The 14134-nt window shown below is 40.5% G+C and carries 10 protein-coding genes and 1 tRNA gene; 9 read left to right on the top strand and 2 right to left on the bottom strand.

Translation table 11 applies throughout. The features are described 5' to 3' along the window. The first annotated feature begins 48 nt into the window (after window positions 1-48). From VME0621_RS13310 to VME0621_RS13290, 5 genes are all read left to right on the top strand, one after another. The gene (locus tag VME0621_RS13310) at window positions 49-2253 is read left to right on the top strand and encodes a hybrid sensor histidine kinase/response regulator (protein WP_062463640.1); all 2205 of its coding nucleotides are present in this window, start codon (window positions 49-51) and stop codon (window positions 2251-2253) included. Window positions 2254-2668: 415 nt separating this feature from the next. After that, complete coding sequence (locus VME0621_RS13305; RefSeq protein ID WP_038223284.1) at window positions 2669-3118, top strand: L-alanine exporter AlaE; 450 nt, start codon at window positions 2669-2671, stop codon at window positions 3116-3118. 141 nt (window positions 3119-3259) lie between these two features. Beyond that, window positions 3260-3347, top strand: a tRNA-Ser gene (locus VME0621_RS13300). 182 nt (window positions 3348-3529) lie between these two features. Further along, complete coding sequence (locus tag VME0621_RS13295) at window positions 3530-4156, top strand: class I SAM-dependent methyltransferase (RefSeq protein ID WP_062463638.1); 627 nt, start codon at window positions 3530-3532, stop codon at window positions 4154-4156. After that, window positions 4146-5273, top strand: coding sequence for an HNH endonuclease (locus VME0621_RS13290; RefSeq protein WP_062463634.1), 1128 nt, complete (start codon window positions 4146-4148; stop codon window positions 5271-5273). The genes VME0621_RS13295 and VME0621_RS13290 overlap by 11 nt, the downstream gene beginning before the upstream one ends. Before the next feature lie 116 nt (window positions 5274-5389). Here the strand turns inward: VME0621_RS13290 and VME0621_RS13285 are convergent, their stop codons facing one another. Beyond that, window positions 5390-6079, bottom strand: a complete 690-nt coding sequence (locus VME0621_RS13285; protein ID WP_062463630.1) for a response regulator — start codon at window positions 6077-6079, stop codon at window positions 5390-5392. Window positions 6080-6460: 381 nt separating this feature from the next. Here VME0621_RS13285 and VME0621_RS13280 point away from each other — a divergent pair, with 381 nt between their 5' ends. From VME0621_RS13280 to VME0621_RS13265, 4 genes are read left to right on the top strand one after another with little or no spacing between them, the layout of a single operon-like run. Further along, window positions 6461-6835 carry a hypothetical protein gene (locus VME0621_RS13280; RefSeq protein ID WP_107306793.1) on the top strand — a complete coding sequence of 125 codons (375 nt, stop codon included), beginning with the start codon at window positions 6461-6463 and terminating at the stop codon, window positions 6833-6835. Window positions 6836-6879: 44 nt separating this feature from the next. After that, window positions 6880-7902: an HD domain-containing phosphohydrolase gene (locus tag VME0621_RS13275; RefSeq protein ID WP_038224615.1), complete on the top strand. Its 1023-nt coding sequence runs from the start codon at window positions 6880-6882 to the stop codon at window positions 7900-7902. Between the two features lie 19 nt (window positions 7903-7921). After that, window positions 7922-11491: an ATP-binding protein gene (locus tag VME0621_RS13270; protein WP_062463624.1), complete on the top strand. Its 3570-nt coding sequence runs from the start codon at window positions 7922-7924 to the stop codon at window positions 11489-11491. A 16-nt stretch (window positions 11492-11507) separates the two neighbouring features. Next, window positions 11508-12122: a response regulator transcription factor gene (locus VME0621_RS13265; RefSeq protein WP_038228027.1), complete on the top strand. Its 615-nt coding sequence runs from the start codon at window positions 11508-11510 to the stop codon at window positions 12120-12122. 247 nt (window positions 12123-12369) lie between these two features. Here VME0621_RS13265 and VME0621_RS13260 read toward each other — a convergent pair whose 3' ends face one another. Further along, the gene (locus VME0621_RS13260) at window positions 12370-13950 is read right to left on the bottom strand and encodes a diaminopimelate decarboxylase family protein (RefSeq protein WP_038228028.1); all 1581 of its coding nucleotides are present in this window, start codon (window positions 13948-13950) and stop codon (window positions 12370-12372) included. Window positions 13951-14134 lie beyond the last annotated feature (184 nt).

Here is a 14134-nt window from a genome sequence, read left to right as displayed (position 1 = left end):
ACGAAATTATCTGAGTCGAACAAGAAGAAAAGGATCGCTTCTCTAGTTATGGTTATCAACGAGTCTCTCAAAAAGAAAAGTGTCGTCGCGCTAGCGCTGTACCTAGCTCTGTTTATCGCGGTATTCGGAAGCATCACCTATATGGTGGTGGAGTCTCCAGTTCGTGCCAAGCTCGAAGAAAACCTCGATATCAAAAACGAGTTTCTCGCCGCCGAGATCTCAGCGCCACTTTCCAGCTCTGTGGGTGTATTGAAAAGCATCGTCGCTATGGCGCAGTCCATTGAAAACCGCACCGCACTCGATGAAGCACTCTGTCAGGTATTTAAGCTCAATGATGGCATCGCCGTGAGTGGTGGCATTTGGCCTGAACCGTATTCGGTAGACCCCAACGTTAAACTCACCAGCCTGTTTTATAACCGTACCAGTGACGGAACGGTAGATAAAATTGATCTTTGGAACAACCCCGAAGCCGACGGCTATCACCTAGAGCCATGGTACACCTCCGTCAAAAACCAGCCTGTGAATACCATTACATGGTCTGAAGTGTACATTGACCCTTATACCCACGTGCAAATGATAACGGCCTCGGCCCCTTACTACTTAAATGGTCAATTTGCCGGAGTCGCCACCGTCGACCTTTCACTAGAAAACCTAGTGAAATTCGTCAAAAGTAAAGCAAGAGAGCACGATCTTGGGGTGATCGTGCGCGACACCAACAATCATGTGATTACCGAGCACAATTTCCGAGTAGGGCGTGATATTTACGTCAGTCAACGTCAATTTGGTGATTTTGATTGGAGTCTAGAAGTCGTCAATGCGAGACGACTGGTATCTGATCAAGTGTCAGACATCGTAATGGCGGTCGAGTTGGGTATCGTGCCGGTCATGCTGCTTTGTTTGATGTTTGGCTATTACCTTATTAGCCAATATCTCATTAAGCCGATTACGGATATTGCTAAGAAAGTCGATGAGTCCAAAGAGGGCGGCAGTATCGATATTAACTATCAAAGCCCGGACGAGATTCGCTACCTAATCGACACCTTCAATGAAAAAACCATTTATTTAGACCAAGAACGCGTCAAAGCACAGGCTTCCACTAAAGCAAAAACGGCGTTCCTAGCCACGCTCTCCCATGAAATCCGAACACCGATGAATGGCGTATTGGGCACCGCTCAAATCCTGCTTAAAACCGACCTTAATCTAGAGCAGCGTAAACTACTCAAAACCCTTTATGATTCAGGTGATCATATGATGTCTCTGTTGAACGAGATATTGGATTACTCAAAGATTGAGCAAGGGCACCTTGAGCTTGAAAATCGTCCATTTCCGCTGAGCTCTATCATTGGCAGTATGCACAGCGTGTATCACACCTTATGTAATGAGAAAGGGCTACGTTTTAGCGTCTTCTCGGAAGTTGATGAAACTCGCTGGTATTCCGGCGATAAAGCGCGCCTGCGCCAAATCCTATTTAACTTGCTCAACAACGCGGTTAAGTTTACTTCGCAAGGAATGGTTGAAGTCTACTTGTCTGAAGAAGTGAATGATGGAGTGACGGCGCTCGTTATCCGAGTCAAAGACACCGGAATAGGAATCTCACCCGACGCGCAAGCAAGAGTGTTTAAGCCATTTGAGCAAGCCGAATCGAGCACCACACGCCGCTTTGGTGGTACTGGACTTGGTCTTGCGATAGTGCAAGAGATTACACACTGTATGGGGGGCAACATCACGCTAACCAGTCAGGAAGGGATGGGATCTGAGTTTACGGTTCGCGTCCAACTTGAACCATGCAAACCAAAAGCGTTAGATGTTCATATTGAACGTCACCTCGACTATCGTGGGCTCAAAGCGCTTATCGTCGAAGATAATCGTACCAACACCATCATTATCGAGACTTTTATGAAGCGCAAAGGCTTTATCACTTCCTCGGTAGAAAACGGCGAACTGGCGCTAAAAGCTGTCTCCACCCAACAGTTTGATCTTATCTTAATGGATAACCATATGCCGGTTATGGATGGGGTAGAGGCTATCGCGGGTATCCGTAATATGCTCGGCCGTGAAAAGGATACCTTGATCTTTGGTTGTACCGCCGATGTCTTTAAAGAGACTCGAGAGCGCATGTTAGGCGCTGGCGCCGACTTTATTGTTGGTAAGCCAATTGATGAAAGAGTATTAGACGATGCTCTGTATCAATACGCCAACAAGCTATTCCAGTTCTCAAGCAAACGCCGTTCGAACGTAGAGCCTCTGCGTTAAACCTTCGTAGTGACGCTGTTATTGGCGTCACTGCACCTTCCTAGCTTGTTATTCAACTCATTAGATTTCATAAAACACCCATTTCGGCACCATCCACCCCGTAAGCCTGAGTAAACTCTGCTTAGCCAAGAGCATCTAATTGTTTAGAGCTGTAACTATTGTACATAACGTGCCACTAACTCACTGAATATCAGTGGTATAGTCAATAAATGTAATCAAATTACAACAAATAGCGAGTTTATCTAGTTTGAACTTTAAAATTGGTGATTAATTTACCAAGTGACTTTAAATACGGTATGTAAAACTACCAAATTGGTGCTCTAATAGCGTCGAAATCTAGATAGTAAAAGATATCTAGTTATATGAATTGCCAAAAGCATTTTTTGATAGTTTATTATTCCGCGAGATTCCTGAATTGAAACCTAAAGCTCCTTTTTGTATTCGTAACGCCGCAGCAGACACTTTTGCTATGGTCGTCTTCTGTTTCGTCTCTGGCATGCTAATCGAAGTATTAGTATCTGGCATGACGTTCGAACAGTCACTGGCATCACGTTTACTGTCGATCCCCGTTAATATTGCAATTGCATGGCCATATGGCGTTTTCCGTGACTGGGCACTAAGACAAGGCGCGAAAGTATCAGGTTCGGGCACAATGAAGGCCATTTCAGACCTAATCGCCTATGTAGCATTTCAGTCGCCAGTATACGCAGCGATTCTATTTACTGTAGGCGCATCGACTGACCAAATCATCACCGCAGTATCGAGTAACGCAGTAGTATCATGCGGAATGGGCGTACTTTACGGCTACTTCCTAGACTTATGTCGCCGCTGGTTCCGAGTACCGGGTTACTACCAAAGCGTCTGATTTGCCGATCATTTGATCGAATTAATCACAAAGTAAGCAAACAATTAAAAAAGAGCGCTTTTTTCCCGATTTGCACTTGACCCCATCAAGGATAATCATTAAATTAGCGCCTCGTTAGCCAACAGCGCTAACAAAAAGTACGGTGAGTTGTCCGAGTGGCTGAAGGAGCACGCCTGGAAAGTGTGTATACGGCAACGTATCGAGAGTTCGAATCTCTCACTCACCGCCACATTCGAAGCCCCAGCAGAAATGCTGGGGCTTTTTCGTTTCCATACTTCCCCCCTTTCTATGACCGACAGCCTTTTCACTAAATAGTGACTTAGCTCAAAACATCTCGTACTAACCTAGCACCCTCTAGCTTTATGCAACTTGGACCTATAAGATGGTTTCAGTTCAAAACGGGGTATCATAATGTCCATAACCTCCTCTTTTTACGCGGAAAATGCAGATGAACTTGCCAAACAATATAATTCTCTAGCGGCTACGAAAGTCCATCACGTTTGGCGAAAGTACTGGCCCAGTGTAGGAGACAATGTATTAGATATTGGCGCGGGTTCGGGAAGAGATTCACTTTGGTTTACTCGTCTGGGCTGTCATGTGGTTGCATGTGAACCTTGCAAAGAGCTGCTCGTTTTAGGTAGTGCTCACACTGGGAAAGAGGTTGTATGGCTTGATGATAGGCTTCCTGGCCTTAACCAACTATCAAAGCTTAATACTAAATTTGATGTCATTTTGGTCTCTGCGGTTTGGATGCATATTCCTAGTAACTTGCGTAAAAAGGCGTTGAATGCCCTAGTTAACCATTTGAAAAATCGTGGTGTTATTGTGATTTCATTGCGTCATGGTTTATTCAATGATGGCCGCGAGTCTTACTCTGTTTCGGTTGAAGAGTTAACGGAACTAGCGAGTGACATCAACTTAGCTTTAGTTGATGTATTCAATGGCGAAGACATACAACATAGGCAAGGAGTCAGATGGCAAACCGTTGTGCTAAGAAACAATCCAAGTGTCGATAGGGAGGGACGAGATGGCTCTTGAGTTGTATCTGGATAAGTTCAGAAATCTCAATATGAATAGTGCAGGCGGTAAGAAAAGTCCTCACAAGGTTTGTATGCTACTGGCTGTTATGGATCTTATTCATGTGGGTGGCATTGCGTCGAATAAGATATTTTTTAATCAGGCTCTCAAAGATCAATTTACCCATCATTTTGATAACTTTGCTCAAGGAAGAGATAAAAATACGCCTGAGAATCCATATTTTCATCTAAAGAGCGAAGGCTTTTGGCATCTTAAATTGGAGGAAGGGTATAAGGAACAAGCTGTCAAACGTTACTCATCAAAAGCTATCTCATATGCTTATCTAGATGAGGAGCTTTTTGACTTTATGAAAAGTCATATCGTGTCAAACGAGTTGAAAGATGCCTTAGTAACCAATTTGTCCGACATAGCATCACTTTACTATCAATGGTTATTGGATTTAGGTAAGTCTGAGAAGACGGCAACCAATTACCTTGGAGCTATTCGTGGCTCAATTTCAAATTGGCTGATGGATGCAAACGAGATCCGCGAACCATTAACAGAGGTGAAATCATATAGCCGATTTGTTTCGTTGGAAGCGAAGGCCAAAACGATGGAGATCTTTAAACAGCGCGATAGCAAAGGTAAAGGCATGTATAGTGCGGCGCTGCTTCACTACAACAATTTCTTGGCAGATCTGGCTCAGGTAGACGTCAATGCAGATATACGTCAAGTTATGTCTGACCAGAAGCTTACTGAAACGGAAAAGACAATTCTGGTGAATACTAGAATTGGACAGGGCAATTTTAGGGCTCAGCTGGTTGAAATGTGGGGCGGTTGTGCCTTAACCGGATATAAGAACACTCAACTCCTTCTTGCTTCTCATATCAAACCTTGGCGGGATTCGAGTAACGAAGAACGTCTAGATAAATATAACGGGTTGCTCCTGCTGGCAAACTTAGATAAAGCGTTCGACCTTGGATTTATATCGTTCGATAATCAAGGAAAAGTGATGATCTCCAAATACCTCGAAAAGCCTGAGGTAGTTGGTATTCATGAAGCTATGTCATTTCAAATATCAAGTCAGCATAGGCGTTACTTGGAACATCATAGGGGTGTTCTTTTTAAAGGGCGTTAAGCAAGAGTCTCCTCCCGGATCGAGACTCTTTAGCACCGGCAACAAATACAATAAAGCTCCCAACGGGAGCTTATACACAAACTTCGATACTTAAAAAAAGAGCGTAATCACGCAAACTAACTATCTTGCTTTTCTGTTGCAAGAACAGATGACAAGGTATCTATTATTTCGTCAATCATTCGCTCTATATCGCATATTACACTGCTTTGGACAATGGAGTTTTCCGTTAGAAGCTGGTCAATTTTCTCTATATGATGAATAGCATATGAGTCTGGGGCAATAGTAGATATTGCTCCCTTGAGCTGATGAAGTGCTCTCTTAGACATATTAATATCATTACTTCTAACAAGTGCTTTAAGCTTACTAGCATCTTGTTTCGCTATGGAAATTAACTCAGGGGCATACTCATTAATTATTTGTGTTGCAGTTGCCGGCAAGTTCTCAAATTCTTGACTTGAGAGTTGAAGCTTCATAAGTAATTGTGCAATGTGTTCGCGTTCAAAAGGCTTAGTGATACTGCCCGAGAACAACTCTTCATATCGACTTTCTATAGGTTCTATACTGGATGAAATTATGGGTATCTTACCATTGGTGTTCGACTGAACATGCATTGCAAGGTCATACCCACTTTCGCTAGGGAGTACGATATCGGTAATTACGATATTGAATGAAGAGTTGTTAAACGTAGAAATTGCAGATACAACGCTTGATTCTACAACCACATCAATACCTAGGTCTGAAAGGATATCCTCCAAAATAAGGTTGTTTATAGGGTTGTCGTCAACAATCAAAGCTCTTATAGACATCACTCACCATCAATCAACATTTATATGCACCCAAAGGTATCTTAAATTAGCCTTACAAATCAATAAATAACAGATATTCCAAATGATATATCGAGCAAACTAGCAAGTTCACCTTACTAAGAGGAAAATGGAACGTTAAAGTTTTTACTCAAAACATTTTTTATCAGTTAAATCAAGTGCATTCCACAGAAAACTAAGTATTTTCCTACAAAATATATTCAGATTTTGGGATAACATTCGCAAATAGTCCAGTTGCGTACATGTCTTGTTGATCTGCACTCAAGTGCTCATGTCGACCAGCGTACTACAAACAGAGTTTTTTATCTATGAACTACACTATAGATGTAAGGCTCAATAAATGAGAGTGGGGTGGAAATTACGATGAACGAAATGATGATGGTTTCAGAATCAATACTAACAAGATTCGGCTTTGATCTAATGACTTCTAAGAGTTTCAAATCAGGATTCTTCATTGTGGGTAAAGCCTCTTATGTGAACATCGCTATTACATACGGTTATAAAAACGGGTTTTCGGTGGATATTCTCCCTAATAAGGAGTTTATAGGTCTGACTGTAGACGTATCACCATTTGATTTTCCTAATGACCCAACTTGGGAAGTAGAGCTACTTAATATTGTAAGGCGTGCACTAAAACAAAATGCAGCTATTGAACGCAAATTTCTGATGAACGAGAAGTTTAGAGAAATTACCAATATCAAATTAAACCGTATGCAGCGCTCCAACCTAGTTGGTTGATCTGGTAATTGGAACTTTAACGTAATTAGTTCAAAAGGCTAAAAATGAAAGAAAAAGATTTCAATTTACTAATAGTTGATGATACCCCGGCAAACATTGACCTCCTGAGCGGTATATTACTATCAGAATATAATATTAAAGTCGCCACGAATGGTTCTTTAGCGTTAAAACTTGCTGAACAATCACCTAAGCCTGATTTGATCTTATTAGACGTAATGATGCCTCAGATGGATGGTTATGAGGTTTGCACACTTCTTAAGAGTAATCCTGTTACCGCTACAATCCCAGTGATATTCGTTACGGCTAAGTGCGAGGTAGAAGACGAAACCAAAGGATTTGATATTGGAGCTGTTGACTATATCGTAAAACCTATAAGCCCACCGGTAGTAAAATCTCGAGTGGCTACGCATTTGGCGTTACACAATCAAAGAAGAACACTGGAACAACAAGTTCATTTACGTACGCAGGAAATTAGAGAAAACCAACTTGAGATAATTAGTTGCCTTGGTAGAGCCGCTGAGTTTAAAGATAACGAAACTGGTATGCATGTAGTGAGAATGAGTCACTACAGTCGAATACTTGCAGAGGCACTCAATATTGAACAAAAGTGGTGCCAATTATTATTTGAAGCATCTCCAATGCATGACATCGGTAAAATAGGTGTTGCGGACAATATACTTAAAAAAAACGGAAGCTTAACTCCAGAAGAATGGGAGCACATGAAGGAACACGTCAACTACGGTGTTCAGATATTGGGTGACCATAAATCCGAGTTAATCGATATGGCTAGGCAGATTATTGAATATCACCATGAAAAATGGGATGGCTCAGGTTATCCAAAAGGCGTGCTAGGTGAAGAGATACCATTATCTGCGAGAATAGTGATGATAGCGGATGTATTTGATGCACTTACAAGTGATAGGCCCTATAAAGAGGCTTGGCCAGTTGAAGAAGCATTTAGCTATTTACAAGAGCATGCGGGTACTCATTTTGACCGTAAGCTAGTTGATGTTTTTCTTACACAAAAAGCAAAGATATTGGACGTAAAAGCAAGTTTTGCCGACTAAAATGTTGGAGGCTTCACGTATGAATGATGAGCATGTTGATAGCTCTATAGATAGGTCAAACAAAATCACTTTAGGCTTTGTTTTAGTCGTTGTTATATTAATGACTTTAGGAGTCACCGCTTGGAAAAGTCTAAATAAACTGTTTTCAGCTGTCGAACGTTATGATGGCGCAAGTCAAATATTAATAACGTTGGATAGGGCTCGATTACATGAATTATCTTATACTCGTGACTTAACATCCGATGCATCAAAGGAAGCTTTGCACTACATGAATGAAGCATTATCATTTACCGGTAGTCTTGATTCTTCGGAAACGAACTTCAATAATAATCTTAATAGTATTAAAAACGAATTGGAACGATACCGTGACGACTTTGTAAGCTATGTCTCATTAAATGACCACTTGAGTTCATCTAAGAAGTCAATGGTGCAATATGCACAGAACTCTAGTGCACTAATTGATAGATTAAGAGACTTACAAATTGGTTATATAAGCGCTGATACAAGTTTATCGGAAAAATTATATCTAGAAATAATTAACTCATCTAATGCAGTTTCTTTATCAAATAATATCTACTCGTCAGCGCTACTTCTAAATAAAAAACATGAGTATTTGAAGTTGCGTGAAAGTAATGATCTAGAACAAAATGAGTTGCAAATCCTGAAAAGTATGAATAATGACATACATGCTTTAATGGCATTAGAAACTGTTTATTTTCCAGAAGATGAAGTGAAGCAACTTCTACAGTTAATTGAAGAATATACTCATGTGATTGAATCTAGAGTCGATACATTAGAGAACAGTAGTACCTTTGTTAGATATAATAATTCATTAAAAGATATACTAAAGCTATCTTCTTCTATAAAAAGAGAGTTTGGTTCTATTAATGATGTTTCGTTACGAAAGCTATCATCGGCACAAAAACTTCTCTCCAAAAGGGTGGTTCTTTCAGAACAGATCATACTGCTAGCCGAAAATGTGAATATAGCTAGACAAGCAGATCGAGATTTCTCTCTTTCTAATGACAGTACTTTACGTGATGATTACTCGTTTCTCGTTATGGATGTACTCACGAATATTGATGATGATATTAATAATATCAAGGAAGTAGTCATCGAGCAGGATGAAAAAGAGTTATTATTAGAGTTGCAGCCAATTATTAGAAAATACAATCGTGACTTCAGATACGTTTACGATATATCCAATGAAATTTCTACTATCTCAAAAAGAATGGTCTCAAGTGCAATTAGAATTGATTCTATATTGCTTTCCATGAGAGACGCTAGAGCTAGAGAAATGAAAGAGGCACGAGAACTAGCTAGTTTCATATCCTTTGGTGGAGCAGTGTTTGTATTTTCAATCGCTCTTCTAGGTTACTTAGTTCGTAAAAGTGGCAAAGAGTTACAGTCCTTAACAGAGGGGCTGAAACGCTCTAATGATCGAGTGAGTAAAGCTGCTGAGGCAAAAACAAATTTCCTGGCGATGATGAGTCATGAAATTCGTACGCCTATGAATGCAATTATAGGGATGAGCTACCTTGCATTAGAAGGGAAACTGTCGATTAAAGAACGTGGTTACGTCGAAAAGGTACATAATTCGGCTAATTTACTTTTAGGGATTATAAATGATGTCCTTGACTTTTCTAAAATTGAAGCAGGGAAGGTTGTTATAGAGTCAATAGAGTTTTCTCTTTACAAAATGATAGATAGCTTTTCATCTATTATTCAGGAACGAGCGAAAGAGAAGAATCTTGAACTTTCAATAAATATAGATCATAAAGTTCCAAGAATGTTAGTTGGAGATCCTTTGCGTATCCATCAAATATTAATGAACCTGGGTTCGAATGCTATAAAGTTCACAGATACTGGCTCTGTATCTATCGATATAGATACTCTTGAAGGAAGTGGGGGTGATATCTTTCTGAAGATCTCTGTTAAAGATCAAGGGATTGGAATGAGTCAAAGTCAGATCGAGCATTTATATACTTCATTCACTCAAGCAGACAGCACTACGACTAGGAAATATGGTGGAACAGGGTTAGGCTTGGCGATTACAAAAAATCTCGTTGAGCTAATGAATGGAACAATTTCGGTAACTAGTGAGTTAGGAAATGGCTCGCAGTTTAACGTAATCTTGCCATTATCTTCCATGAATATGAATGAGAGTAAAGCTAAAACGTACGAAAAGTTAGTTTTAGTATCTGATGGTGAGTTGGATGTAGGCGGACTAGAAGCTGAGTTAAAGAAAGGTTTTTTCCGAACAGTCGAGAGTTTGAGTGACTACCGTAATATAAGTGACTATTCAAAGCTAGCTGATATCGAACCGATATTGTTCGTGTTTGTTGCTAACTCTGTTAATGACGCTTTTCTCGATTCATTAACGAGATGTTTGGAGAGTTTGCAAAGTTCAAAGTCAAGCGTTTCAATTTTCGTCAATAACCTAAGTGAAATAGATCTAATTCTTAACTTCGATCATAGTGGTGAATTGTTTCATTATAATGAAACTTCAGTTAAAAAAGGTAATCTACTACCACTGCTATACAATTCGTTTGAAAAGATTCGATTCAATGTTTTTCAGTTTAAGAATGAGACATTCGAATCAGGAACCATATTTGGAGGCAGGGTTCTTGTAGTAGAAGATAATGCTATAAACCAGGAGTTGGTGATTGAAATACTTTCGAGACATAGCGTCGAGACGGTTTTAGCCGTAAATGGCATAGAAGCTATTGATATTCTTGAGTCTGACACGGAATTTGATGTTATTCTGATGGATTGTCAAATGCCACTATTAGATGGCTATGAAGCAACTAGGATTATAAAAAAAGAAATGGCTATTGATATTCCTGTGTTGGCTTTGACGGCTAATGTTTTACAATCTGACAGATTAAAGGCAAAGGCTAGTGGTATGGATGGTTTCATCAACAAGCCTATTGTTGTTGATGAAATGATTCATACATTAAGTGAGTGGATTGATTCTTCGAAGTTTAAACACGTTGTAGATGAAGGTGCAGACAGTACCAATAGTACAGTTACAGAATCTAATGAATTTGGATTTTTGAAAGTTGAAGGCGTGAATCTAGAAAAAGGGCTCTCGATATCAGGGAATAAACCAGAATTGTTCATGCGTTTGTTGACCAATTTTGCGAATCAATATGAAGATAAAGAAATTTTCTCTGATGATACTGAAGTATTTCAAATCAACGTTCATACGCTTAAAGGAGTAGCTGGAAATTTAGGATTTGAATCTATCTATGAGCTATGTTCTAAGATCGAAGACGATATGCCAAATACAAACCAGTTTCAAGTTGAATGTTTGAAATCAGAACTCGTTAGTCTTTGTGACTTAATAAATTCACAAAGTGTTATAGGAAAATCAAATCACTACCTTAAATTTAGTGACAACGAGATAACGGAAATCATCGATAATGCAAAGAGTTACAATATTGAAGCCATTGTTACATTAAATGGTACTTTAGGCGAGGCCATTATGTCAGAACTAAGTGATGAAGTTTCCAATGAGCTAAAAGCTGCTATAAAAACCTATGACTTTGATAAAATTGAGCAGATTCTCTCTGCTAGGTTTTTATAAGTACTAAAGAGTGTTTATGAAAGAAAATAAGAAAAAAATAGTAGTTGTAGACGATCACCCAGTTGTTGCAAAGGCAGTTGTCGATTGTATAAAGACTATATCGATAGACTTTGAAGTAATTAGCTTTACTAAAGCTGAACAAGCTCTCGTATACATTCGTTCCTCGATGGTTGACTTGGTCATTCTTGACGTGCAATTAGATGAAGGCGACGGATTTTCATTTTATCGTAGAATAAAATCTTCAGGATTTTCAGGAAAGCTTATTTTCTTCACTACGTTAGAGAATGAGTCTTATATTGAAACAGCAAGACGACTAGGTGCAGATGGATATTGTACAAAGTCAATGCCATTGGAGTCGTTACAGAATACGGTTATAAAAGTTCTTTATCAGAAGCATAGTATTGAAAAGCTAGGTGCACAAAAAATACACGAAATTAAATTATCTCAACGAGAAATGCTGGTTTTATCGTTCCTTATGGAAGGTTATAGCAATAAAGATGTCGCAGAAAAGCTCTTTTTGAGCCCGAAAACCATCAGTACGTATAAGCATCGTTTGCTTAAAAAACATGGAGTTTCCAACATAATAGACCTGATCAGGCTTAAAGATAATTTTTCATACAGCAGAAAGTGAGCTAATAACCTACAAATTGAAGACTTTGATAAGCTAACTGATGAATTTTCCTCCTCACTAGTAGAAACGTCACTCTACTGACGCTGTACTACCTTGTTCGAGGTTAGAGTCTGCTCCAGATTGACCCTATTTATCTCCATTGGGGCAGCAATGCCTTGCGTGGCTTTAGACAAAAAAGCTCCCAACGGGAGCTTTCCAATCACCAATTATCAATTCAAACCACCAAGCCTAAAGCTCAGCAATCTGCTTATTTCGAATAACTCGGCGTTCTTGCCACGCGGCGTTTAGTTGCTGCTTTTTTACCAGCAGGCTTCGCCATTTTCTTCTCAATCTCAGCTTTTGCTTTTACAAAGCGCTCGGGAAGAATTTGCGTTGCGAATACATCTTCAACCGTTTCAGCGCGTTTGATGAGCTCTGCTTCGCCGTCTTTCACTAGCACCGTTGCTGGGCGTGGTAGTGAGTTGAACTGGCTTGCTTGAGACTCTGCGTAGTGACCGACATCCATAATCGCTAGCACGTCTTTTGGTTGTAGAGCTGGCATGCGCGCGCCGCTTTCCCAGATAGATGGGATACAGATTGGGCCTGCGATTTCAGTGGTTCTCTCTACCAATGGTTGGGTCATTTTGTTTGCTGGAAGAACTGGGTTCTTCGACTCTTGAGACTCGACCAATGTAGCTAGGTAAGTCGATGCATCAACCATGGTGTAGGTGTAATCCATCTCTTGATCGTCTTTCACAACGTATACCGACGTAAGTAGCGTGCCGATGTTACCTGCGATATAACGGCCAGGTTCTAGCCATAATTGTGGTACTTCGAAGCCTTCTTTAGTGAACTCTTCTAGCATGCCCGCACACACTACTTTTGCGTAGTCTTCGATGGTGTTCGGGTTCATCATGTGTTCTTTGCTACGACACTCAGGCTCACGCTCACGTGGCCAGCCGCCGCCTAGGTCAACTTGGAAAGGTTGAACGCCACACTCACGAGAGATTTCGATAATGTTGCGTGCGTATTCGCGGTATAGCGCATCCCAACCTTCAGGCTGTTTAGAGAAGCGGCCTAGGTGAGTGTGGAAACCGTAGAATTCGAAGGTGTCGATTTCTTTTACGCGGTTGACGATCTTTTTCGCTTCTTCTTTCAGCAAGCCGAATTTGATCCACTTCATCGCGCCGATAAAGTTAGGGAACGGGTAAGCATCTGGTTCGAAGTCATTGAAGAAATCTTCAGGGATAACTTTTAGACGAACCGCGATACGTACTTTTTCCGCTGGTTTCACTTCGCGAGCGATGCGCTCAACGATTTCAATCTCTTCGTAAGAATCTAGGTGAATCGCGTAGCCATATTCAATTGCTTTACGGATAGCAAGTTCAGGCTTAACGGTACCGTTTAGTGCGATGGTTTTTGGATCTGCGCCAGCAATGTATGTCGCTTCAACTTCACCTGGGCCAAAGCAATCACCGCCGACGCCTTCTTCGTTACAGATAGCTCGAACCGCGAAGTTGGTATTCGACTTGATAGCAAACATCACGTTGACTGGTTTTGGCCAGTAGTTGCCAAACGCGTTTTTCACACGACGCAGGTTGTTACGAAGCGTGTCTTCGCTCAACACGAATAGCGGGCTACCGTATTGCTCGATAAGATCAGTGGCTTTGCAACCACCAATTAATAAGTCGTCACCTTGAGTGGTTAGCTCATCGGTTGGAGTCAGAATGTTCTCAAGACGCTCAGCATAGTTCTGGTTAGCTTTGTGCTCTGCTAGAAGCTGTTGCTGTGTCTCTAAAATAGTGCTCAGTTGCTTTACAGACTCTTCTAAAAGCGCTTGATTTTTCATATTCATTCCTCACGAAGTGTTCGTAATTGGGTATCGATTTGATGAACGCTAGTCTATCTGGAGGTCAAAAATGCAGCATGTCACTGAGGGTCAATTTATTTTACACCTAGTGTTAACGTATTGAATTAATGTTGCTTTTGTCAGAAAGCAGATGTTGGGAGTGGGCTGATAGGTTAACAAACTA

The organism is Vibrio mediterranei, assembly GCF_900088415.1.
Classification (GTDB): domain Bacteria; phylum Pseudomonadota; class Gammaproteobacteria; order Enterobacterales; family Vibrionaceae; genus Vibrio; species Vibrio mediterranei.
This window is presented reverse-complemented; position numbering and strand designations above follow the sequence as displayed.

Coding starts and splice junctions, on each gene's coding strand:
- VME0621_RS13280 (WP_107306793.1), top strand. CDS start 6,461: ATGAACGAAATGATGATGGTTTCAGAATCAATACTAACAAGATTCGGC.
- VME0621_RS13265 (WP_038228027.1), top strand. CDS start 11,508: ATGAAAGAAAATAAGAAAAAAATAGTAGTTGTAGACGATCACCCAGTT.
- VME0621_RS13295 (WP_062463638.1), top strand. CDS start 3,530: ATGTCCATAACCTCCTCTTTTTACGCGGAAAATGCAGATGAACTTGCC.
- VME0621_RS13260 (WP_038228028.1), bottom strand. CDS start 13,950: ATGAAAAATCAAGCGCTTTTAGAAGAGTCTGTAAAGCAACTGAGCACT.
- VME0621_RS13270 (WP_062463624.1), top strand. CDS start 7,922: ATGAATGATGAGCATGTTGATAGCTCTATAGATAGGTCAAACAAAATC.
- VME0621_RS13290 (WP_062463634.1), top strand. CDS start 4,146: ATGGCTCTTGAGTTGTATCTGGATAAGTTCAGAAATCTCAATATGAAT.
- VME0621_RS13310 (WP_062463640.1), top strand. CDS start 49: ATGGTTATCAACGAGTCTCTCAAAAAGAAAAGTGTCGTCGCGCTAGCG.
- VME0621_RS13275 (WP_038224615.1), top strand. CDS start 6,880: ATGAAAGAAAAAGATTTCAATTTACTAATAGTTGATGATACCCCGGCA.
- VME0621_RS13285 (WP_062463630.1), bottom strand. CDS start 6,079: ATGTCTATAAGAGCTTTGATTGTTGACGACAACCCTATAAACAACCTT.